The organism is Pseudomonas sp. MYb327 (genome assembly GCF_040438925.1).
Classification (GTDB): domain Bacteria; phylum Pseudomonadota; class Gammaproteobacteria; order Pseudomonadales; family Pseudomonadaceae; genus Aquipseudomonas.
Genome location: NZ_CP159258.1, coordinates 2,569,264 through 2,592,027, shown reverse-complemented (window position 1 = coordinate 2,592,027; position 22,764 = coordinate 2,569,264). Strand labels below are relative to the sequence as shown.

18 protein-coding genes and 2 pseudogenes are annotated in these 22,764 nt (G+C 58.1%); 6 read left to right on the top strand and 14 right to left on the bottom strand.

The features are described 5' to 3' along the window. Window positions 1-72 precede the first annotated feature (72 nt). Together ABVN21_RS11580 and ABVN21_RS11575 are read left to right on the top strand one after the other, a co-directional pair. Window positions 73-1,218, top strand: coding sequence for an alpha/beta hydrolase (locus ABVN21_RS11580; protein ID WP_339552212.1), 1,146 nt, complete (start codon window positions 73-75; stop codon window positions 1,216-1,218). A 44-nt stretch (window positions 1,219-1,262) separates the two neighbouring features. Further along, window positions 1,263-2,468: an MFS transporter gene (locus ABVN21_RS11575; protein ID WP_339552211.1), complete on the top strand. Its 1,206-nt coding sequence runs from the start codon at window positions 1,263-1,265 to the stop codon at window positions 2,466-2,468. Between the two features lie 171 nt (window positions 2,469-2,639). On the opposite strand, the gene ABVN21_RS11570 is transcribed toward ABVN21_RS11575, so the two are convergent. The 8 genes and pseudogenes from ABVN21_RS11570 to ABVN21_RS11535 form a co-directional block, all read right to left on the bottom strand. Beyond that, window positions 2,640-3,941, bottom strand: coding sequence for an MFS transporter (locus ABVN21_RS11570; protein WP_339552210.1), 1,302 nt, complete (start codon window positions 3,939-3,941; stop codon window positions 2,640-2,642). Window positions 3,942-3,988: 47 nt separating this feature from the next. Beyond that, window positions 3,989-5,146: a tricarballylate utilization 4Fe-4S protein TcuB gene (gene tcuB / locus ABVN21_RS11565; RefSeq protein ID WP_339552209.1), complete on the bottom strand. Its 1,158-nt coding sequence runs from the start codon at window positions 5,144-5,146 to the stop codon at window positions 3,989-3,991. Further along, window positions 5,133-6,587 carry an FAD-dependent tricarballylate dehydrogenase TcuA gene (gene tcuA / locus ABVN21_RS11560; RefSeq protein ID WP_339552208.1) on the bottom strand — a complete coding sequence of 485 codons (1,455 nt, stop codon included), beginning with the start codon at window positions 6,585-6,587 and terminating at the stop codon, window positions 5,133-5,135. Before tcuA ends, tcuB begins: the two co-directional genes overlap by 14 nt. Before the next feature lie 161 nt (window positions 6,588-6,748). Next, a pseudogene (locus ABVN21_RS11555) lies at window positions 6,749-7,692 on the bottom strand (LysR substrate-binding domain-containing protein). 147 nt (window positions 7,693-7,839) lie between these two features. Beyond that, the gene (locus tag ABVN21_RS11550; protein ID WP_353637239.1) at window positions 7,840-8,436 is read right to left on the bottom strand and encodes a LuxR C-terminal-related transcriptional regulator; all 597 of its coding nucleotides are present in this window, start codon (window positions 8,434-8,436) and stop codon (window positions 7,840-7,842) included. 218 nt (window positions 8,437-8,654) lie between these two features. After that, window positions 8,655-9,980, bottom strand: coding sequence for an MFS transporter (locus ABVN21_RS11545; RefSeq protein WP_339552206.1), 1,326 nt, complete (start codon window positions 9,978-9,980; stop codon window positions 8,655-8,657). Between the two features lie 42 nt (window positions 9,981-10,022). Further along, the gene (locus ABVN21_RS11540) at window positions 10,023-10,205 is read right to left on the bottom strand and encodes a DUF2783 domain-containing protein (protein WP_095152377.1); all 183 of its coding nucleotides are present in this window, start codon (window positions 10,203-10,205) and stop codon (window positions 10,023-10,025) included. Continuing rightward, complete coding sequence (locus tag ABVN21_RS11535; RefSeq protein WP_339552205.1) at window positions 10,202-11,914, bottom strand: FAD-dependent monooxygenase; 1,713 nt, start codon at window positions 11,912-11,914, stop codon at window positions 10,202-10,204. Before ABVN21_RS11535 ends, ABVN21_RS11540 begins: the two co-directional genes overlap by 4 nt. 507 nt (window positions 11,915-12,421) lie before the next feature. Here ABVN21_RS11535 and ABVN21_RS11530 point away from each other — a divergent pair. Continuing rightward, window positions 12,422-12,580 carry a hypothetical protein gene (locus ABVN21_RS11530; protein WP_177434454.1) on the top strand — a complete coding sequence of 53 codons (159 nt, stop codon included), beginning with the start codon at window positions 12,422-12,424 and terminating at the stop codon, window positions 12,578-12,580. Window positions 12,581-12,800: 220 nt separating this feature from the next. Here the strand turns inward: ABVN21_RS11530 and ABVN21_RS11525 are convergent, their stop codons facing one another. Next, the gene (locus ABVN21_RS11525; RefSeq protein WP_339552204.1) at window positions 12,801-13,325 is read right to left on the bottom strand and encodes a DUF3833 domain-containing protein; all 525 of its coding nucleotides are present in this window, start codon (window positions 13,323-13,325) and stop codon (window positions 12,801-12,803) included. 43 nt (window positions 13,326-13,368) lie between these two features. Further along, a complete protein-coding gene (locus ABVN21_RS11520; protein WP_339552203.1) occupies window positions 13,369-13,926 on the bottom strand; it encodes a lipocalin family protein in 558 nt (185 codons plus the stop codon). 302 nt (window positions 13,927-14,228) lie between these two features. Between ABVN21_RS11520 and ABVN21_RS11515 the strand changes: the two genes are divergently transcribed. Continuing rightward, window positions 14,229-16,148: a tyrosine-protein phosphatase gene (locus ABVN21_RS11515; protein ID WP_339552202.1), complete on the top strand. Its 1,920-nt coding sequence runs from the start codon at window positions 14,229-14,231 to the stop codon at window positions 16,146-16,148. A gap of 45 nt (window positions 16,149-16,193) precedes the next feature. Here ABVN21_RS11515 and ABVN21_RS11510 read toward each other — a convergent pair whose 3' ends face one another. Beyond that, window positions 16,194-17,135, bottom strand: a complete 942-nt coding sequence (locus ABVN21_RS11510) for an AraC family transcriptional regulator (protein ID WP_339552201.1) — start codon at window positions 17,133-17,135, stop codon at window positions 16,194-16,196. Window positions 17,136-17,320: 185 nt separating this feature from the next. Here ABVN21_RS11510 and ABVN21_RS11505 point away from each other — a divergent pair. Both ABVN21_RS11505 and ABVN21_RS11500 read left to right on the top strand, forming a co-directional pair. After that, window positions 17,321-17,563 (top strand): annotated as a pseudogene (locus ABVN21_RS11505) (TonB-dependent siderophore receptor); the annotation flags it as partial. Between the two features lie 125 nt (window positions 17,564-17,688). Beyond that, window positions 17,689-18,615: a Gfo/Idh/MocA family oxidoreductase gene (locus ABVN21_RS11500; RefSeq protein WP_339552200.1), complete on the top strand. Its 927-nt coding sequence runs from the start codon at window positions 17,689-17,691 to the stop codon at window positions 18,613-18,615. A gap of 100 nt (window positions 18,616-18,715) precedes the next feature. Here the strand turns inward: ABVN21_RS11500 and ABVN21_RS11495 are convergent, their stop codons facing one another. From ABVN21_RS11495 to ABVN21_RS11485, 3 genes are read right to left on the bottom strand one after another with little or no spacing between them, the layout of a single operon-like run. Then, window positions 18,716-20,749, bottom strand: coding sequence for a sulfatase-like hydrolase/transferase (locus tag ABVN21_RS11495; protein WP_339552199.1), 2,034 nt, complete (start codon window positions 20,747-20,749; stop codon window positions 18,716-18,718). A gap of 28 nt (window positions 20,750-20,777) precedes the next feature. Next, window positions 20,778-21,389 (bottom strand): hypothetical protein, encoded by a 612-nt coding sequence (locus tag ABVN21_RS11490; protein ID WP_339552198.1) that lies wholly within the window; start codon window positions 21,387-21,389, stop codon window positions 20,778-20,780. Continuing rightward, entirely contained in the window at window positions 21,386-22,684 is a 1,299-nt protein-coding gene (locus ABVN21_RS11485; RefSeq protein WP_339552197.1) for a sialidase family protein, read from the bottom strand. The genes ABVN21_RS11490 and ABVN21_RS11485 overlap by 4 nt, the downstream gene beginning before the upstream one ends. Window positions 22,685-22,764 lie beyond the last annotated feature (80 nt).

Here is a 22,764-nt window from a genome sequence, read left to right as displayed (position 1 = left end):
ATGAAGATTATGGCTACTAATCAGGTTGTCTTGAATCCGTCAAGCTCTGTCCCTATCTGGAACGGAGTACTGATGATGAGCGAGACACCTGTAAATCTCCTTGAAGCTACAGACACCTTGACCCCTCCAGGGTTTGATCGGCGCCAATTCGTAAAGGCCACCGGCGCCAGTATTGCGGCCTTGGGCGTCCTTTCTGTCGCAGGCGGCTCAGCCTTCGCGGCTGACTCGAAAAGCGCGGCCAGCCCGCCGGAAGGTGCCGACAATTTTTATAAAAGCGACAAGGTCACCGTGCAAAAGGTAACTTTCAAGAGCTCATACAATCTTCAGATCGTGGGCAATCTTGTAACGCCAAAAAGTCTGGCGAGAAACGCTAAAGCGCCTGCAATTATCGTCGGCCATCCCATGGGGGCGGTCAAAGAGCAAAGCTCCATGCTCTATGCACAAAAGCTGGCGGAACAAGGCTTCATCACGTTGGCAATTGACTTGCCTTTCTGGGGAGAGAGTGAGGGCCTGCCACGTAACCAGGTTGCCCCCGAAATGTATGCCGACGCATTCAGTGCCGCCGTTGATTACCTTGGCACGCGGGACTGTATCTATCGCGATCGTATCGGCGTGCTGGGTATCTGTGGCAGCGGTGGCTTTGCCATCAGTGCGGCCAAGATGGATCAGCGCTTGAAAGCCGTGGCCACCGTCAGCATGTACGACATGGGTGCCGTTACCCGTCAGGGTCTGGGGCGCTCAGTGACTGCCGGGCAACGCCAGGCCATGCTCGCCGTTGCCGCCGAGCAACGCTACGACGAGTTCTCTACCGGGCAAATGAAATTTCTGAACTATTTGCCGGTGCAGCTTGGTAAAGATGCAGACCCAGTGATTCGTGAATTCTGGGACTTCTACCGTACGCCACGCGGCATCCATATCCCTCATGGCAGAACATTGGAACTGACGCAAAACCGCGCCTTGACCAGTGAAGTCAGGTTCGTGAATTTCTATCCTTTCAACGATATCGAGACGATTTCCCCGCGTCCGCTGCTGTTCATCGCTGGCGATCAGGCGCACTCCAGAGAGTTCAGCGAGGACGCCTATCAACGCGCCTCCGAACCCAAGGAACTGGCCTGGGTTCCCGGCGCAGGTCACGTGGATTTGTACGACCGCGTGAACTTGATTCCCTGGACCAAACTCACCGCCTTTTTTACCCGGCACCTGACGGCGATTGGCTAAAGACCAGTGCTTCGGCCTACAAGTATTTGATGAGAGGTTTTTGCATGACGGCTCAAGTATTCGACACCCCAGCAGGCATCGGCATGCCGGGGACTGGGGAACTGCCGGCTTACTGGAGTGGCATCTTTGCGATGACACTGTGTGTATTTGCGCTGATCGCTTCCGAGTTCATGCCTGTCAGTCTGCTCACGCCGATTGCTTCGGATCTGCGTATCAGCGAAGGACTGGCCGGGTATGGGATTGCCATCTCGGGCGCCTTCGCGGTGCTGACAAGCCTTACGATTTCCAGGCTTGCGGGCTCAATGGATCGCAAGACGCTGTTGCTGCTACTGACCGGGATTATGTGCGTGTCGGGGCTGGTGGTTGGTCTGGCGCCAAACTACACGGTGTACATGATCGGTCGTGCGCTGATCGGCGTGGTGATCGGCGGGTTCTGGTCGATGTCGGCGGCAATGGCCATGCGCCTGGTACCGGCCCGTAGCGTGCCCAAGGCTCTGGCAATCTTCAACGGCGGCAATGCCTTGGCAACCGTAGTGGCCGCCCCATTGGGAAGCTATCTGGGGAGTGTCATCGGTTGGCGGGGTGCTTTTTTCTGCCTGATTCCGGTCGCGATCATCGCGTTGATCTGGCAATGGATCAGCCTGCCAGGCATGAAGGCGGCGCCGCGCAAAGCGGGCGCTGGCAATGTCTTTCGATTGTTCAAGAGCCCATTGATCCGTTTTGGCATGTTGAGTGTGGGCACTTTCTTCATGGGGCAGTTTGTATTGTTTACCTACCTGCGCCCGTTCCTGGAGACCGTCACGGGTGTAGACGTCTCCCTGTTGTCGATGATCTTGCTGGCCATCGGCGTAGCAGGTTTTGTCGGAACCATCCTGATCGGCACTTTGCTGAAAACCGGCATGTACCGCGTCCTGGTCTGCATTCCACTCTTGATGGCCGCGATTGCACTTTCCTTGATTGTTCTTGGCGGCGGTGTCGTGGCAGCATTTGTATTGCTGGGACTGTGGGGCCTGATCGCGACGGCGGCACCTGTGGGGTGGTGGTCGTGGTTGGCCAAGGCGTTGCCCGAGGATGCTGAAGCCGGTGGCGGCCTTATGGTTGCAGTCATTCAGCTATCCATTGCGCTGGGCTCTGCCCTCGGCGGACTGTTGTTCGACGGGAGCGGCTACCGTATGACATTTCTCGCAAGCGCTATCTTGCTGGTACTCGCTGCAGTGATGGCCTTTTTCACATCGCGAAACCAGGCTTGATAGAAGGCAGATTTGAGCAAGGCAGACAACCGTCCGCAATATGTCAGATTGGATTTAATCCTACGTGTGCTATTGGCCGATTACTTTCCTGACGACTGTAATCGACCTCATGCCACTCTAATTCGGTTCCCGCCGTGGATCGACGCGTGGTAAGCGTCGGCGATCGAGGAACTAAACGGTTCTGACTGCCAGAGCTTTTTGCCGACGATACAGAATCGTCGTCGCTGTGAACCCGCACACCGCCGCGAACATCAGCCAGTAGGCAGGTGATGCTTTGTCGCCCGTGGCTTGGACAAGCAGCGTCGAGATTGCCGGGGTGAACCCGCCAAACACCGCGGTGGCCAAACTGAAGGCCAGTGAAAACCCGACTACCCGCACGTTCTGTGGCATGACTTCGGTCAGTGCCGCCACCATGGCGCCGTTGTAAATGCCAAAGAAGAATGAGAAGTACAGCAGAACAGCGAGCAGTCGTTCGAAACTTGCCGCCTCTGCCAGCCAGTGCATGGCGGGATAGGCGGTGAAGATGCACAGCAACGATATCGCCAGCAACAGTGGCCGACGGCCAATGCGGTCGGAGAGGGCGCCGCCGATAGGCAGCCAGATAAAGTTACTGATACCGACCAGCAGTGTGACCACCAGGCTGTCGGTGGTGCTCAGGTTCAGTACGGTCCTGCCAAACGTCGGTGTGTAGACCGTAATCAGGTAGAACGTGGTGGTGGTCATGGACGCCAGCAGGCCGCCCGCCAGGACGGTTCGCCAGTTGTCACGCATCGAGCGAAAAACTTCGCGAGTGGTTGGACGATGGCTGCGAGCAGTGAAGGCGGCGGTTTCTTCCAGTGAGCGGCGAATAATGAAAATGAACGGTATGATCACGCAGCCAATGAAGAACGGAATACGCCAGCCCCAATCGGCGATTTCAGCGGCTTGCATCGTGGCATTGATCGTGTAGCCCAACGCGGCCGCGACGACGATCGCTACCTGTTGGCTGGCCGATTGCCAACTGGTGTAGAAACCGGTGTGACCGGGGGTGGAAATTTCCGCCAGGTACACGGAAACACCGCCCATTTCCGCGCCGGCGGAGAAGCCCTGGAGCAGCCTGCCCAACAACACCAGAATAGGTGCCGCCACGCCGATGGCGGCATAGCCCGGCACCAGGGCGATCAATACGGTACCGGCGGCCATGATCGACAGCGTCAAGATCAGCCCCTTGCGACGGCCCACCTTGTCGATGTACGCCCCCAGCACAATGGCGCCCAGCGGACGCATCAGAAATCCGGAGCCGAATACCGCGAAGGTCATCATCAGCGAGGCAAACTCGCTGGTGGCTGGAAAGAAGGTCTGGGAGATGTAGGTCGCGTAGAACCCGAACAGAAAGAAGTCGAACTGCTCGAGAAAGTTACCGCTGGTGACCCGCAAAATGGCGCCCAATTTGGACCCCTTGGCTCGGGTTGTTGCCGTTTTCGTTTTCATCATGGCTACCGTTCTGCTCACTATTGTTTTTGGAATGAGTGTTTTAACTGTCAGTCGCTGCCAGCGTTGATCGGGTTGGGTTGACGCTTCTCGATGGCGTGTTTGAGCAGCGCTGCGCTGCGGAATATTCCATGGGCGAATTTGCTGTAGGGCATGGTCAGGAAAAACGCCATGACCAGGCCGAGATGGATAGCTAACATCAAGCCCAAGGCGCTGGTTTCACGCAAAGCCAGTAGCGCCAGGCCGCTTGCGCTGACCAGAAACAGCAGCGCGATGAAGCCGCGATCCATGGGTTTTTGGTTCTCATCGCCGTGCGCAGGGTTGCGGCGCAGGTTCAGCCAAAGAAGACCCGCCGGGCCGATCAGCAGGCCGATGCCACCGGCAATACCCAACATCACCGGCAAGCTGAAGATCGGATAAGGCGCCGACCACTTCAGCAGATAGTGAAAGAGCGTGGCGACACCGGTGGCGGCGAAGCACAGCATGAAGCCGTAGAAGGTGAGGTGGTGGAATCGACGTCGCCACAAGGTGAATTGATCGTCAGCGTTGTTGCAGCCTTCGCCATGGCCACCGTCCAGGTACTTGAGCTTCGCGACGTTGGCCGTCGCCTCCAATGCAGCGGACGTTTTCAACGGCAGTGGCGCTGCGACCGGTGAAACGTTGCGCCAGAAGCGCCGTACACCCATGGTCAGGGCAATAACCGCAAATCCGAACACTGAGCCGAACATCAGCGCCAGGGTGTTATGCGGGAAAATCCTGTAGAAGTTGCCACCGGGAATGGCCGTGAACAGGTTTCCCATGAGCATCAGGGTCACGCATAAAAACAACGCCAGTCCCCCACCGGAAGCCAGTGCCAGGGTCAGGCCGTTGCGCTGATACAACCTGCCCATCACTTGCGGCCAGGCGTATTCGGCGTAAGTATCCAGGCGCACTTTGGCCATGGCTTTGGGTATGTTGACGTCGAATTCGTGTGGGGCGGCGTACTGACAGGCGTGCAGGCACGCGCCGCAGTTATGGCACAAGTTCGCCAGGTAATGAATGTCGGCCTGGGTGAATTCCAGACGCCGGGTCATCGCCGGAAATACCGCGCAAAAGCCTTCGCAATAACGGCACGCATTGCAGATGGTCATCTGCCGCTGGACTTCACTTTCGTCAAGATTCAACACGGGGATCAACCCGCCCGATGCTTGGGGATCAAACAGTTGCATGTCGAGACTCCGTGTTTGCGGATGAGACGCCAAAGCGCACTGAAGCCGCCGCCTGCACGCCGGCGATGCGGCCAAACGCGGTACCGATGGCCATGCCGATGCCGGCGGTGTAACCCTTGCCCAGAACATTGCCGGCCATCATTTCTCCCGCGACGAACAGGTTGGGGCTCGCTATGCCGTTGAAATGCACGGCAGCGGTTTCGTCGGTGGCGAGGCCGAGGTAGGTAAACGTGACACCCGGTTTAAGCGGGTAGGCGTAGAAGGGTGGTTTCACCAATGGCCGCGCCCAATGGGTTTTGGCGGGCGCCAGTCCTTGGGTGTGGCAGTCGTCCAACGCCGTGTGATCGAACGTGCCAACGCGGCAGGCGCGGTTGTAGTCCTCGACCGTCTTGACGAATTTTTCTTGAGGCAGCTTCAACTGGCGGGCAAGGTCTTGCAGGGTATTGGCGGTGGTGCCGGGAAAGACTGGCGGCATGAAGCGGCCGATGGCTTGTTGATCGATGATCGAATAGGCCTGCTGACCGGGTTGTCCGGCCACCAGACGCCCCCAGATCGCATAACGTTTTGGCCAGAAATCCTCACCTTCGTCGTAGAAGCGTTCGCCATCACGATTGACCACCACACCCAGCGATACGCAGTCGATTCGGGTGCAGATGCCGCCGTCGTAGAGTGGCGCACGGGCATCAATCGCGACCATATGTGCTTGCGTCGGATCGCCGATCGCATCGGCGCCAAGGTCGAGCATGCGCCGGAGCAAAATGCCGGTGTTGAATCGGGTGCCCCGGATCAGGAAATTATCCGATGGCCATTCACCGCGTTCGTTCTGACCCCAGGCTTCGCGCAGCCATTCACGGTTGGATTCGAAACCGCCGGCCGCCAACACGCAGGCCCGGGCTTCAATGCGTTCGGCGGCGAAACGCTGTCCATCGACCTCATGTTCGCCCACATGGGCGGCGACGAATTTCCCCTCATCCAACTCGATGTCGGTCACTTGCGTGTTGTAGCGAACTTGTACACCCAAGCGCTCGGCGCTGCGAAAATACGCATTGACCAGCGCTTTGCCGCCGCCCATGAAGAAAGCGTTGGTCCGCGCCACGTGCAGCGCGCCGGACAGCGGTGGCTGGAAATGCACGCCGTGTGAACGCATCCAGTCGCGGCAAGAAGACGATGCCCGAATGGCAATGCGTGCAAGCTTTTCATCCGTGAGGCCACCGGTAACCTTCAACAGGTCTTGCCAGTATTCTTCTTCCGGATAGGCATCGATCAACACGTCCTGCGGTTCGTCGTGCATGCACCGCAGGTTACGGGTGTGTTGGGAGTTGCCACCGCGCCAGATTTTCGGAGAGGCTTCCAGCAGCATCACGCTGGCGCCCGCTTCTCGCGCCATCAGAGCGGCGCACAAGGCAGCGTTGCCACCCCCTATGATTAAGACATCGATCATTATCGCTCCTCGATTTGCAAGGAAGCGGGAACGAAGTGCTCCTTGCGATTGGGGAGAACGATAGGGGGAGGAGGGGGTGTCCGAAAGGCTGCTTTTGACGCGGGGTGTTTAGTTTTTCTAAAGGCTTTGTCGTCAGGAGATGTCCCGGGGTTGAAGGAGGATTACGCGTCTATCCCCTCTATCCCCTCTATCCACGTAGCTCCAGGCCACTGTTTATCGACGACCAACTGTCGCGCCACATCGACGATGACCAACCGCGTTGCCAGCGCCGCCGGAGAGAGTTCGTCGTCAGCCAGCGTCGCCAGAAGATTACGCCGGCCCACATGGGGATCGGCAATCCTGATCAGCGAAAGTCCGGACCCGTCTTTCAATGCAGCGGCCGCCCCCGGTTGTATCGTTGCCGCATGACCGGCCCGAACCGCGTTCATCAAAACAGCGAGACCTCGACTTCCATAATGACATTAGGTGTTAGCCCGACCCGCTCGAACGCGCTCATTAATGCCGAGCGCAACCCATGTTGCGCGCTGGGCATCACCAGCGGCAGACCGCCGAGGTCGGCTAACTGCACGCTGTCACCAGAAGGCGCTTGAGGCAGGCTGGGCGAGGCAATGACAAAGAGCTTTTCATCCAGCAGAGGAGTCACGCTCCAGCGTTTACCCCCTTCGAGCTGGAACAGGATGGCCAGATCAATTTGCCGTGCGTTGAGCTGCGCCGCCAAGTGGCCGGAAAGCATTTCCACCAAATGCAGTTGTATGTCCGGATAACGGGCGCGCATTGCGTTGATCAACGGCAACGCGAGCACTGTCGCGGTAGTCGGAGGTAGGCCGACGCTGACATAACCGCTCATTCGTCCGCGATGGGCGGCCATGATGGCGTTTTCCGCCTGGCGTAGCGTCAATTGAGCATGGTGTAGAAACGCAAATCCGGCGCTAGTGGGCGTCACACCGGTGGAGGTTCGATTCAGGAGACGGGTGCACAGTTCGCTTTCCAGCTTGGAGATTTGCTGACTTAGGGCTGACACACCAACGTCCAGCTCAAGTGCCGCACGCCCCAGGCTGCCAAGCTCGATGATTTTTACGAAATAGCGCAGTTGTCTCAATTCCAATGTGGCTGCTCCCAGCGAATTAGTTGTTCAAATACCTGAACGTTTGCCACGCAAGTTACGAAGTCGCAATAGCCACCCTTGGCTAGCGGTGAATGAAAGATGCTCAGGCTCGCGGTTTTTCGCCAATGCTCAGTATTCGACGCCCGTTCAGGACCAACGACTTCTCACTACCAGCCCCAGCAATTCTCGATGGCCGCTGACGCCCACCTTTCGATAAAGTCGCTTGATGTAGGTAGCGGCGCTTGAGCGCTGGATGCCCATCAGGGGAGCAATGTCTTCCGCCCCCAGGCCACTGAGCAAATGCCTGAGCAGTTCACGGTCCCGACGAGTGAGTTCGGGAAAGAGTAACTCGACGCGCTGTCTTAACAAGGACGGCATCTGATTGGCTTCGATAAAAGCGCGATAGTGCAATCGCGTGACTTGAATCAGTAACGGCGCAACCGATTCGATAAATTCAATCTCGCGCTGATTGAAGTTGCCGTGTTCACGACCTCGATAGAAGTTGATCGACAGCCAGGCCCCGCCTTCTTCCTGATGATTGAGCAAGGCCATGCGCTGAGATATTTGTGGTTGCTCGTAGCAGACCCGCCGATAGTCACGATGGGTGATGTCTTCAACTGATTGAAGCTGAGCCAGGATTCGCGCGCCGCCGTATTTTGCCCGATGGTCGAGCATCGCTTGGCGGTTGCCGTCCAGGCTGTGAAAACGCTCGACGTAGTCCCTGGAAATGCGCGATATCTGCACAAGTCTTGCCTGATCGGAGCACGACAACACCTGCGGCTCCTGGCCTTGCGGATAAGCGAAAATTGTACATTGAGCCAGCGGCATTTCACCCCGTAGCAGGGTCAGTAACTCTGCCGCCAACCAGGTTCGGCAGTCCTCGCCTACCCGAGCCAATAGATGAGCAATTTCCCCCGTCGTCAATGGGCTCTGATGGTAAACGTTGGTAAGCAGCCAGTGGTTCATTCGGGGATGAGTTCACGTGATGAAGGTTGGCGTTCGTGGGGCAGTGTGCGTACCAGCATTGCAGCCACCAGTAACAGCAGCGCAGCGTACAGACAACCGGCGGTATAGGTATGGGTAAGGTCTTTCAGCCAGCCGACCACTAAGGGGTTAAGGGCAGACCCCAGATTACCCACTGCATTGATCACCGCGATGCCCACCGCCCTGGCTTGAAAACTCAACGAGCGATCCGGCAGGGTCCAGAAAATCGACATGGCCGTATAGGAACCCGTCGCCGCCATGCAGACCCCGGCCAGCTGCACGATCGGCTCACTCGACAGGGCCGTGCAACACCAGCCTGTTGCAGCCAGCAGCATTGGAAGCGCCAGGTGCCAACGCCGCTCCTGGGTCAGGTCCGAGTGTCGGCCCCAGAGGATCATGCCAATGATGGTGCAAATTTGCGGAATTGCCGATAACAATCCGATCAGCGTATTGCTCTGTCCAGTGCTGAAGCTCTTGACGATCAACGGCGTCCAGACTGCGATCATCGCCAAGGTGTTGACCAGGCAAAAGTACACCAGACAGAACAGAATCACCGATGGCGACAGCAGCTCACGTCCCCAGTGAGCGTGAGGGGACGGTACCTGACGGTCACGCTCGATCAACTTGGCCAACTGCAGCTTCTCATCGTCGCTCAACCACTGTGCCTTGCGCGGCTGATCATCCAGATAACCGTACACCGCCAGACCGAGTACGACGCTGGGTAGTCCTTCAAGAAGAAACAGCCATTGCCAGCCTGCCAGGCCCCAGTGGCCATCCAGCCCCAAAATGGCACCGGACAATACCGAGCCAAAGCCCGCGGTAAACGGCATGGCGATCATGAACAGCGCATTGGCACGAGCTCGGTAAGCTGCTGGAAACCAGAACGTCATGTACAACAGCACACCGGGCAGAAATCCTGCCTCGGTGATACCAACCAACGCACGCAACCAATACAGACTGGCTGCGTCATGCGCAAACAGGGTGGCTGTCGACGCGAGTCCCCAAGCAATCATCAGGCTGCCAATCCAGCGACGGGCGCCGAGTTTCGCCAGGGCCATGTTGCTGGGGATGCCACAGGCGATGTAGGCCAGGTAAAAAATCGTCGTTGCCATACCGAACTGGGTACTGCTCAAACCCAGATCGTCCATCATCGTCAGCCCGGCGAAGCCGATGTTGATACGGTCCAGAAATGAAAAAACGAAGCAGATGAAAAGAAACCACAGCAGGCGTTTCGAAACCTTGGCAATGACCGGCGGTTGAGCGCCGGCCTCCACGCCATGGGGCACAGCAGGACGAGATGGCATAGGGGTGATCCTGTTCTTGTAATTATTGGCTGGCGCGAAGCTTTACAGGTCTTGTCCGGCGCATCTGATCAGTGCGTCGAAGCGCTCGGCATCGTTCAGTGCCTCGGCCGCCAGGAGTGCCAGCTTGACCAGAAACAACTCGCTGTCGTTACCCGTACGATCAATCGCCTCGGCAAGTCGGTCATAGGCGCGTTCGAGGTCTGTTACGTTCATTGACTGGCTCATGGGCGGTCACTCCCGTTGTGGCCAAGGGCCTGGTTCAATCCATGGCGCAAACGCTCGCCATCCAGATGCAACCAGCGCGCGCAGACATGCTGGTCCGGGCGCGCCAGATAGGCGGCGCCTGCGTGCTGCACGCCGTAACGCGTGCTGAACAGATTGTCGCAATCGGTCAGGGTCAGGTCGGCGTGTTGCACCTGCAGGACTCCATTCATGGCGATCGCGATCACTTGTATCGGCAGTCCTTGGCGGCGCAGCGCCTGGACTTGTGCAACGACTTCGACATCGAGTGCCGCCGCGTCAGTGAAGCAAATCAAATGATAAGCGGGCGCCAACTCATCGAAGAGATAGTGCTGCTCTGCCAGACGTACATTCAGCAACGGTGCACCGTTGCGCGGCCCGCCGGTAAACAATTGATTATCGTCGTTCACCGCGTTGAGTTGCGAATCGGCATAATCGTGAGCCCTTGAAGTCCGCCAGTGATAGAGCGGGCGCACAAACTCCCGGGTCAACGACAGCGATAACACTGCATCGCGCAACAGTCGATAACCGCGGCTAGGCGGCGCCATGAATCGCGTGCTCTTGCCTGCCTCTTCAATGATTTCACGAGCAGCCTTGACCCGTTCGTCACTGTAAGAAGCCAGCAGTCCGGCACCGGCCAGGCCTTTGATGTGCAGGGCCAGTTTCCAGCCCAGGTCGTGGCAATCCTGGAAGCCGGTATTGGCCCCGCGCACGCCGAAAATCGGTAACAGGTGCGCCGCGTCTCCGGCGAAAATCACGCGGTCGTTGATGTACTCCGCCAGGGTCAGCGCCCGGGCCGAGTACACCGAACTCCAATCCAGCTCCCATACCGGGTTCTCGACACCGAGCATCGCCAGTTGCGCTTCAATGCGCTCACGCAAGGAGTCGGGGTGCAGCGCCTGCTCGGGCGTTTCGTCCACGGGCAACTGGTAATCGATGCGCCAGATGTCGCCGGGCTCGCGGTGCATCAACACGGTGTTGCCGGGGTTCCAGGCGGGATCGAAAAATGCCAGGCGCTCAGTCGGCAGATCGAGCTTGATGCGGATGTCGGCAATCACGAACCGCCCTTCATAGGACGCCCCTTCCAGCTTGAGCCCCAGCAACGAGCGCATTCCGGAGCGGGCGCCATCGGCGGCCACCACCCAATCGGCCTCCAGGCTATAGGTATCGCCCGGGGTATCGACTTGCAATACCGCACCGTCGACGCCTTGCTCGATAACGATGGCTTTATTGCCCCAACGCAATTCGATCAGCGGTTGTGCCTGGGCAGCCTCCACCAGATGTTGCTCGAGGTACTGCTGTTGCAAGTTGGTCATCGGTGCAAAACGATCATGCTCGTCGACCGGTGCTTCCATGCGAAAAACTCGTTGGCTGCGGTAGTACGAATTGCCGAAACGCCAGGGTAGACCCTGCTCGGTCACCACCTCGGACACCCCCACCTGCTGGAAAATCTCCATGGAACGACGGGTGAACACAATCGCGCGGCTGCCTTCGCAGACTTGCTGCTCAGCCGCCAGAACGATACTTCGTACACCGTAGCGCGCCAGTTCGAGAGCCAGCGTCAGGCCAATAGGTCCAGCACCCACAATCGCAACGGGCGAGCGATTGACGATGCTTGGGGACGGTACGAAAGCAGGATAAACCTGATAGGGAAAATACAGAGATTGATGGGGTACGATTTGAGGCTGATGCATGGTCCGGCGGCTCCCGGTTTATTGTTATCGGGGACAAGTCTTGTCTTCGAGCCACTCTAAACCGGAGCGCTTGGAAGGATGTCCCCTGAAGGGGACATCTTTCTGTAACCTCACTTACCGTATCTGATCCGGATAGGTGGCTCGAATGTGAGGCACGTCACCTCGCCCAACTCCCCTTGTTACTCGATTCAACCTATATCGTGCAGGTTGACCGCCGGTTTTTTGGGAAGAGAATTTATAGATTGGGAGAGCCAATTGTCCCATTCGTTTGACCTGGGGCTAGCTTGGAATTTCGAGATAGACTTGTATTCAACGATCCGCTAAAACCCTTTTGGTTGCTTTCGGCACTGATCGGCGATGAGTTCTATGACGTGCCGTCTCGGGTCAGTCTGGGCGTGCCCTAGTTGTTGATCGGGCTGGTTTGGATACGCCTGCGTCGTGTACGTTGACGCAGGGAATGGATCTGCATATACAGTCGGTTTTTTCCATTTTCTGTTTCGGTAAGTCATGAGCGAAGAACGAGATATTCCAGAGCCCGAGCACGACCACCTGCTCGATCATGAATTTCATGATGACGAGTCATGGGGTGAAGAGGACGCTCAGGCCATTGTTGACGAAGAAGACGATGACGTTGATTTTCTTGATCAGATAGATCAGGACGACTGACTCGGCACTTAACATCAAAAGGGCCCGTTCATCAGTACGGGTCAACCTGCATCGAATCAAGCCCTGGCAGCCGCTGGGGTTTCACATGGCTCTTGCTCAGTGCTGCTGTGACACGCTGCTTGATCCAAAGAAAGATCCTTCACGGGCCCATCAGCGGTTCAGCGACAACGTCTACAGCATCATCCGTGGCTGTGTCATCTTGAAGCAGTCACCCGCGACCTCAAGGCTGCTTGCGGAAGAACAAGGTGATCTGGCCGACCTCCACCCCGAATTTGCTCATGAACGAGCGATTTATCATGGTGTTCTTGTCCATCAGGTACATCCAGTCGTCTAAGTGAACCTGGTACTCCTTGCCATCCACCGGAAGGTTCAGCACATATTTCCAGCGCAATGCATTGCCTGCCACCTCGCCAAGCGCCTCGCCCACCACGTCGCCAGCGGTTCCGCGCCATTGGCCAGGGCCAGCAGGGGTTAGCGTCCACACCCGTTTTTGCGTAGTACCATCGCTGTAGGTAAACGACTCGTCGAGGATCAGCCTGCGGCCTTCGGAGTGGCCATTGATCACCACATGAAAGCGCTTTGTTACCTCGCCTGAGCGCTTTTGAAACATACCCCACGCTTCGACCCGGCCCTCGAAGAATTCGCGCAACTCAAGCGTGGGCGTCTCCTGGCTGTAGGTATGCACGTCCACCCGGCTGCAACTCGCAAGACCAATGCATAGCAGCATTATCCATATCTTGAGCATGTGCATTTCCTCAACGGTCTCAGGGTTTAAGTAGCCCAGCTGACTAGGGCTTGGTCGGATCTGCCGGACGCCAGATTAGTTTGCTGGTGTCATACCCCTGTTGCTGGGCAATCTTTAGCAGCTGTTCGCGGTTGGCGCCGTTAATTTCAGATGTGCGTGAAAGCACCCATAGATATTCTCGGTTCGGGTGGCCGACCAGTGCGAACTGGTAGGCGGGGTCGTGGTAAAGCACCCAATACTCACCTTTGGTTATTCCTGGTGCGATGCGGCTGAACCAGTTATCAAATTGCACCCACAGTTTGTCCGTCTTACCTGGCTGCTGCGATTCGGCAATTCCGCGTACCTCTTTCCACTCGCCATCCTGTTCCCTGCAACGATTGATGACGTCAATGCGACCATCATCACGTAGACCATAATGCGCTTCTGACTGCTGGCAATTGCGCTGAAAGAACATAGGCAACCTGGCCTGCTCGTACCAGGTGCCCTGGTATTTTTGCAGGTCGACTTGCATGGTGGTGGGAGGGGGCTCCTGGCTTGAGCCAGCGCACCCAGCGAGTGCCAAACCCAGACAGGAAAGTAGAACGATTTTGCGAATCGACATATAGACCTCCAGGTTGTCAGGAGAAACACACATGTCATTGGAGGTGGGTGCGAGTGAAAAGTGCTATCGATTTCTTGATGGCGGCGTTCACCGTTGGCACGGGCCGTTTTCTGCCTGTCGCGAAAGGCTGAAATCGACCCATTTTAGATAGCTGCCTGCGGCAGACGATAACCCCCACGGACAAAAAACGAACGCGGTGGACCAAACACGCGCTGATTTTCCTCCGAACGCAATTTGTCATATTTGGTATTACTTCATTACAGATAGTAGCCAGCCCATCGTTCGATCAATGAGGCTGTACTGTGTTTCCACGTCTTTTGTGCTCGCTGTCCGTTTTGACTGTGTCCATCGCCACTGCCCAGGCTGCCGAGACGATCGTCCTCGATACTCCCCACCTGAGCAGCATAGATAACTTCCGTGATGTCGCGGGGACTACCACCGCCTATTCCACGGCCCATGACGGCACGATGCGAAGCGGCGTGTTCTATCGTTCCAACGCGCTGACCCCGTCTGCCGCGGATCTGGCTACGCTGAATTCCTTGGGCATCTCGGCAGTCTACGACCTGCGCACACCCAGTGAGATTGCCGGCACACCCGACACGATGCTCACCGGGGCGACCTACGAAAACATCGACATCATCGGCAGCACCACGTCCGGTTCGAACATCACCTCGGTCTCGTTCACAAGTGCGGCCGATGCCATCGCGATGATGCAGCAAACCAACCGGGCGTTTGTCAGTGACGCGGGGATGCGCAGCCAGTTCACCAGGCTGTTCAATGAACTGGCCAGTGTCGACGGTGCCGCGTTGTTTCATTGCACCGCCGGTAAGGACCGAACCGGTTGGACCGCCGCCGTGTTGCTGAGCATTGCCGGGGTCGACAGTGCCACCATCATGAGCAATTACCTCGCCACCAACGACTACACCGCCGCGCGCATGAAGGCGACTCTGGCGGCAATGCCGGCGAGCATGGCAGCGGTCTATGCGCCCTTGCTCGGTGTGGAAGCAAGCTACTTGCAAGCCGGCCTGGACGAGGTGACTGCGCAGTACGGCAGCATGGATAACTACCTCAAGCAAGGCTTGGGTCTGTCCCAGGAGACGATCTATGTGCTGCGCGGCAAGATGGTCTACTTCAACAGTCTGCCTGGCCAGGCGGACCTGCTCGGCAACGCCGGCGCCGGCGCACAACTGTTGCGACAGCTGCAGAACAGCAGCCTGTCGGGCACTTACAGCGACTACAACTACTATCTGCAGTCGGCCATCGATTCGGGCAACCTTGCGGGCGTCGAGTCCACGGTCGGCGGCCAGGTGCACGCCGACGCGGCGAGTTACCTGCTGCGCCAGGGCGCGATGATCGACCAGGCTGCTGCGCCGTTTGCCAGTGGCACGGATCTCAAGGTCGGCCAGTACCGCTTGTGGTCAACCGCGTTGGCGGGCTACCTGGGCACCGACGGTTCGTCCCAGGTATCGAGCAGCAACGAGCACAGCCAAGGCATGATGGTCGGTCTGACCCAGCGCTTCTCCGAACAACTCAGCGCCCATGCCGGCCTGGGCTACAGCAAGGGCAACGTCGGCGGCGCGGGTGGCGAGGCGGATACCGACTTTACCTTCTTCAGCATGGGCGCGCGCTTCGCGGCGGACGGTCTGGAACGCGGGCTGTTTGTCGATGCCGACGCCAGCGCCGGCTACGTTGACTACGACAGCAAGCGCGATCTCGGCGGCGGCCTCGGCACCGCCAAGGGCAAAAGCCATGGCAATCTCACCGGGGCAACCCTGGCACTGGGCTACCGGATGCCGGTCAGCGGCGTGACGCTCGAACCGAGCCTCGGCGTGCGCGTCAGCCATCTGAACTTGTCGGGTTTTCAGGAAAAGGGCAGTGAGCTGGCCCTCGACGTCGACAGCATTCACGAAACTCGCCGCAGTGCCGTAGCCAACCTCAACGCTGCATTTGCCCCGACCGGCATGGGCGCCTGGCAACTGGTGCCGGGTATCCAGGTGGGCTATGAGCATGTGCTCGGCGATCATCAGGTCGATAGCGAAGGGCACCTGCTGGGCCTGGATATCGAACAGCGCGCCGCCTTCGATAACCGCGATCAGTTCACCGGAGGGGTCAACCTCATGGCCAATCTCGGCGCACTGAGCGTGGGTGCCGAAGTGGGTGCGAGCGGTGGAGGGGACAGCCACGGCTTCAGTGGCGGGCTCAAGGCCAGTTATCTGTTTTAACGAAGCACTTCGGGTTCGGGCCGCTATCGTTTGGCGGCCTGGGTCTTACTGTCCCGCTCGCGTGCGCAGCCCTGATTTCAGGTCCGCGGGGCTGATGCCATAGGCGCCCTGGAAATACTGGCAAAACCTGCCGACATTGCTGAAGCCCAATCGCAACGCCACTGCCGTCACGGAAGGCGAATCGCGTTGGCCGAGCGCTTCGTAGGCGCGCTGCAGACGCACCTGCCGCTGGTACGCCACAATCGAGCTCCCCACGAATCGCCGGAAACCTTCCTGCAATGCCCGCTGGCTCACATTAGTCAATCGGGCCAGATCCGTGCCGCTGAGCAGATGCTCGGGGTGCGCCTGAATGTGCTCAACCGCCAGCTTCACATGCCGTGGCGCGATCAACGGAGCAGGCCGTTGCAGGGCTTGCGTGAAATTATGCGGCCAGGATTCCAGCACCGCGTCCAATAGCATCTCTCGCAGCCGTGATGGCATCAGTGTTCCGCTGTTGATCAGCGCATCGAACTCGGTTCCGGTGGCCAGATCAATCAATGCCCTGATGCCCTGGAAAACCGACACCTTCAAATCAACCACAGGTTCGAATACCAACCTTTCAACAATGGGCTTTCCCAATAGCGTCGACAATCGTTCAGTGAGCAACGTCCGCTTTATCGACATCCCGTGCTGCGCATGATTGTCGATGAAACGCATCGAACGAATTTGCGCCTTGTCGATTGCCAGCCCGACCTGTGAATCACCTACCGACTCGCGGAGGTGATTGAAGATAATTCTGCCGGCGGTAGGAATGACGAAGGTGATTTCGTCCTGGGGGTCGGGAAAGTTTACCGAGAAGTCGCCACGGTAATGCATGCGGCGAAAACTGACACCTTCGTGCCGGCCGTAGACGCCGCCGATGATGATGTTCGAGGGCAAGGGCGGGGTATCGGAATAGCGGTTGCCGAACATTTTTGCGAACAGCGCGCCGAAGTCATCGCTGCACATGTCGTTGGACCTGAGGATGATTTGCTGGCGGGACGGAGTTGAGGACACCTTGGCTGGCACCTTGTAGTGAGGCTTTATGTCGGGGGGAAGTGCGGGAGAGTTGCGAGGTTAGCGTGCAGGGATGACAGATTTGTGACGCTCCTGTGTTCGAGTTTCGAGTTTCGAGTTTCGAGTTTCGGGTTGATGAGTTGGTGGTGGGCGCAAATGCCAGCGGCAGCAAGAAAGACGACTTCTACTCAGTGGCGTTTCTGCCGCAGCGGCAGAATGTGTTCAACCCCGACAAACATGTTCCCGAACCGGACGACAGCTACTTCATCGATCACTCGTCTCGCGGCGGGCCGGTCAATTCGGTGAACAAACAAAAGGGTGTCTACTCGGTCCTTCGTTTGAAACTGGCGGACCCTCTGACGCTTATCGCCGGCAGTCGAGCAATCCACGCGGAATGTCGCCTGCCGGACAGAGCTTCAACACGTCATCAATGACTTCCCCGCGATTCGAACGTAATCTTGCCCGTTCGCTTTCCATCACAAGTACAAAAAAATCAGGAGTCACGATGCAACAGATCCGTCTCGGTCTGGTGGGCTACGGCAAGATTGCTCAGGATCAACACCTTCCAGCTATCAAAGCCAACCCCGCTTTCCAATTGGTGTCCGTCGCAACGCAAGGGCAGCCGTGCGCCGGGGTGGAGAATTTTCAGTCCTTGAGCGAGTTGCTCGAAAACGGCCCGCAGGTTGATGCGATTGCGTTTTGTACACCGCCGCAAGGTCGATTCGCCCTGGTGCAACAAGCGCTGGCCGCGGGCAAACACGTGCTGGTCGAGAAACCGCCGTGTGCCACGCTGGGCGAAGCGATGGCGTTGGTCACTCAAGCCGGGGAGCAAGGCGTCAGCGGTTTGTTCGCCTGGCATTCTCGCTACGCACCCGGTATCGAGGCCGCACGAGCCTGGCTGGCCAGTCGCACCCTGCAAAGCGTACAGATCGACTGGAAGGAAGACGTGCGCAAGTGGCACCCTGGCCAAGCGTGGATCTGGCAATCTGGTGGCCTGGGCGTGTTCGATCCGGGCATCAATGCCTTGTCGATTGCTACCCATCTGTTGGCGCTGCCGTTGTTTGTGGAGTCTGCCGAACTGCGCGTCCCCAGCAACTGCCAGTCGCCGATTGCGGCTTCGATCAAGATGTCTGACGCGAAACGCCTTGATGTACGCGCGGAGTTCGATTTCGACCACGGTCATGACGAACTCTGGAGCATCGAGATTCGCTGCGCTGAAGGCGTCCTGCGACTGGACAACGGTGGCGCCCTGTTGAGTATCGACGGCGTTCGCCAAGCCGTATCGGAGGAGGGCGAGTACGCGGCGGTGTATCGACATTTTCAACAGTTGATCGCTGGCAAAACCAGTGACATGGATCTCCAGCCCTTGCGACTGGTTGCCGACAGTTTTTTTGTCGGCAGTCGCGCGCTGGTTGAGCCGTTCTACGATTAACTCTGTAGGAGCTGTCGAGAGAAACGAGGCTGCGATCTTTTGATTTTCAAGATCAAAAAGATCGCAGCCTTCGGCAGCCCCAGGAGCGGGCTTACGGATGTTACTTGCGCACGTTCTGGTACAGCATCAACCGTGAGGTTTCATGCATGGCGCGGGTCAACGTGGCGAGTCGTTTGAACTCTTCGGGATTTTGTTCGGCGACGTTGTCCAGTGGCGTTGGTGAGGCCAGGTCATGCAGACTTGGCGAGCTGCCGTCGTGCTCCATCTGCACCATGTAGTGCTGAGTGACGCCAGCTATCAACGGAAACGTGCCTTCGCGCAACACCAATGGCACCACACGCTCGCCTTCGGGCGCTGGCTGCTGGATGTCACGGCCCATGCCGCTGTTGCGGAACTCAATGCCGGCCATGCCGGCGACGGTGGGCAGCAAGTCCACCAGGCCAACCGCTTCCTCTACCTTGCGCGTCCCGATCAGGCCGGGTGCGTGGATGATCATCGGCACCGCGTTGCTTTCCAAACCCAATTGCTCATAGGCCGGTGCCAGGAAAGGGATCTGGGCGATACGCGTATTGTGGTCGCCAAACATCACGAAAATGGTGTTTTCGTACCAGCCACCGGCCTTGGCGATTTCCATCAGGCGTCCGATGTTGAAGTCCAGCAGGCGCACGGCGTTGTATTGCTCGACACTGCGCGAGCCAGCGGCCTGCACTTGCTCCAGGCTCGGGTGCTTGACCTCGAACCCGTCATTGCTCTTTGGGATCGTGAAGGGGCGATGGTTGCCGGCGGTTTGTACATAGGCGAAGAACGGTTTGTCTTTGGGCAGCGCTTGCAGGATCTGGTCCGTTTCCTTGAACAGGTCCAGATCCGAAATCCCCCAGACATCCACCACCGGCGACTTCCAGTCGCGCTCGTCGAACAGGCGAACGCCGTCGATGCTTTGCCTGATCAAGGCATTCATATTGGCCCAGCCGGAGTTGCCGCCTATGGTGTAAATCTTCTCGTAGCCGGTGAACGCATTGATCAGGGTGTTTTGCCGGGTGATCAGTGGATTGCGCGTCGCGGTTTCGTGGCGGGTAACATCAGGCACGCCACTGATGCTGGCCCAGACGGTTTTTGCGGTGCCCGTCACTGGCACATAGAAGTGTTTGAAGAACCAGCTTTGCGTGGTCAGGCGATCGATATTGGGCGTTGGATTAATCGGGTTGCCGTAGGCGCCGACGGCGCTGGTGCCCAGCGACTCCAGCATGATGAACATCACGTTCGGCGGCCGCGAGCCGGGTACTTTGTAGGGCTGTGGTGCCTGGTGGCGGACGAAGTTCAGGGTCTGCGGATCGGGTTGATCGACGCTCAGGTAGTTAGCCATGACGGCGTAATGCTCACGCACCTGTGCTTCGTCGTAGCGCGACTGCCCGACCTTGACCGTGTCGTAGAGGAAAATCACCGGGTTCAGGCCCAGTGCGGCGATCTGGTTATTACCCGAGAAGAACGCATCGCTCCAGCGCAGCGGCACCGGGTTTTCAAGGTTCAGGTGTTCGACGCGACCCAGAATACCCAGCAGCACCAGCACCACCATCAACGCGCCACCCCAGGTCGCGGAGAACGGGTGAATGGCTTGGCGCGGGCGGTCCAGCGTGACGCCTTCCAGACGCACCAGGGCCAATGTCACGAAGGCGACGGTTGCCAGCCAGCCCAGGGAAATCCAGATAACCGGGTAGGTTTGCCAGACCATGTCACGGGATATCTGCGCGTCCTCGATGAAGCGCAACACCGTGGCGTTGATCCTGACGCCGAGGTACGCGTAGTGGCCAAAATCGATGATGTAGATCAGCAGCACAACGCTGAGGATGGCGACCAAGTACACGCGGGCGAGGACGCGAAGGAAGCGGCTGCCGATCAGGTTCCAGCGGGGAATCCAGGCCAGCAACGCCAACGGCAGCATGACCAGAATGGCCAGGCGCAAGTCGAAACGAAAGCCGATGCCTAGGGTTGTCAGGACGTTCTCGTCGCTCAGGGCGTTGGCGTCGAAACCGGAAAAACCGATAAAGAACACCGCCCGCAGCAGTGCGAACAGCATAAACGCGATCGCTGTTGCGCCGAGCCAGTAATGCAAACGTCTCGATTTGAGCCAACCCATGCCTGCTTCCCTATTAAAAAACGTTGATTCAAACGGATCCGTTGCGCAGAGGGCCGCGCAGCGTGGTCAGTCGGCGATACACCCAGCGCGTCGCCAGCATCAGCAGTGCGAGGCAGCAATACAGGCCCAGCAGCGGATCGACCAGGTAATCCCAATAGTTGTGCGAAGGTTTGATCCCGACCACGAAGGCCAGGGTCGCGCCAGCCAACATCACTACGCCCAGGTAATTGCGCAGGTAAAACAGATATAACGTCAGCAGCCCGAGGAGAATCAGCATGGGACGCGGGTTGTAGCCCAGTCGGTAAGGGTCCAGATCACTCAGGCCCATGGTCGCCGGATAGAGCACCAGGGCCATCGCGGCAAAGAGCATCAGTACGCGGGTCTGCCCATGCAGCGAAGGCGGCAACACACCCAGTCGACGCAAGCAGCCCCATCCCATGAACACCAATGAAGTGATCGCAAGGTCATCGATATGGCTGCGCAGGTAAACGGCCAGCGATAACCCGCCCAGCGGTATGAAGCTGATGGCCAGCAATGCAAGTAGCAGTGCGATTCGCCAGCCCCTGTTCAGACCGAACAACGGCAGTATCAGGAAGATGATCATCGCGAAGCTTGCATGGGCTTGCCACAGGCTAATCATTTGAGCCGCTCGGACAGCCACGCATCGTTAAAGGTGACGTGTTTGATGAAGGTGTTGTTCCACGAATAAACCAAGTGATACATCCCGTCGGGACTGCGGATGAAATACGGGTATTCATATTCAAATTCACACCCCTGGCTTTTGCAGACACGGTTGTCGAGGTTGGCGAGGAATTGCGCCTCCAGTGGTTGGCGCTGCTTGCCACTGGAGCCGCGGAACTCAATCTTGATGATTTCCTTGTAGGCGAGGGGGGAAAACGGATCGCCCTCGGGATCCGGTGATTTGTCCAGATCGTACAACAGGCGCCAATCGTTCATCTTCGCATCGGTGACATACAGGCTCAGCTTGAAGCGTCCCTCTTGCAGGTCATTGAGCGCTACCAGCAATCTTTGGTCGGGAGTCGCAACAGCCGCCAACGAGGAATTGGGGTTCGAAGGCACGAGCGGAAAAGGTTCGCTCCAGGTTTGCCCGGCATCCTCAGTGCGGCTCGCCAGGACGCGGTGGTGGGTCTCACCGGCATAGCGCAAAAAGGCGATACCGCGTTGACCATCCAGCGTAACGATTGCCGGTTGCAAAGAGTTTTTGCCGTGGCTGATGCGGAATTTATCGATCACTTCACCGTCTGCGCTCAAGTACAGGTACTCGGCAAACTTGCCCAGAAACTCGTGGTAGACCGGCAAGCCGATGGAGCCGTCGACATGAAATACCGGCGCCGAGCGGACCAGGGTGCTGATGTTCAGAAAAGGTGAAGTGATCAACTGGCGCGGCGCCGACCAGTGCACACCGAAGTCGTCCGAGACCATCACATTGACTGCGCTGCCGGCCCAGCCGCCCATGGACACCGAGACATAAAACAGCCACAGGCGATTATCCGGCGCGAGTGCGACGACCGGGTTGCCCAGTTTGCGGATGTATTTTCGCGTGCTTTGCTGGGTCGTCTCCCGGGTCGCCATGACCTGCTCCTGTCCCCATTCGCCGGTGCTCACGTCGAAACGGGCGGAGCGTACCTGCACATCGGCGGCGCCTTCACGCGTGCCGGCGAACCACACCGCCATCAGGCTGCCGTCAGGCAAGGCCGTGACCGCCGAGGAGTGCACGAAGTCCACCAGCCCGGAGGAGGCGAAGCGGCTGGTATAAATGGGCTTGACTCCTGAATCTGCCGCCGGCAATACCGGACTTATCCGGGCAAAGGAAGAATGGCCGGGGGCAGGGTGGGTGAGCCATGCGCCGGCAAAAAGGCAGGCAAGGGCAAGGTAGACACCGAGTGCAGGAAGGCTGGGGAATCTTATGCGCATGATTAAGCCTTTGGCATTTCATAGCCCAAAAAAGCGCTCAAGCTAAGACTCTAGTACAGGTTAGGAATGCTATGAGTTTC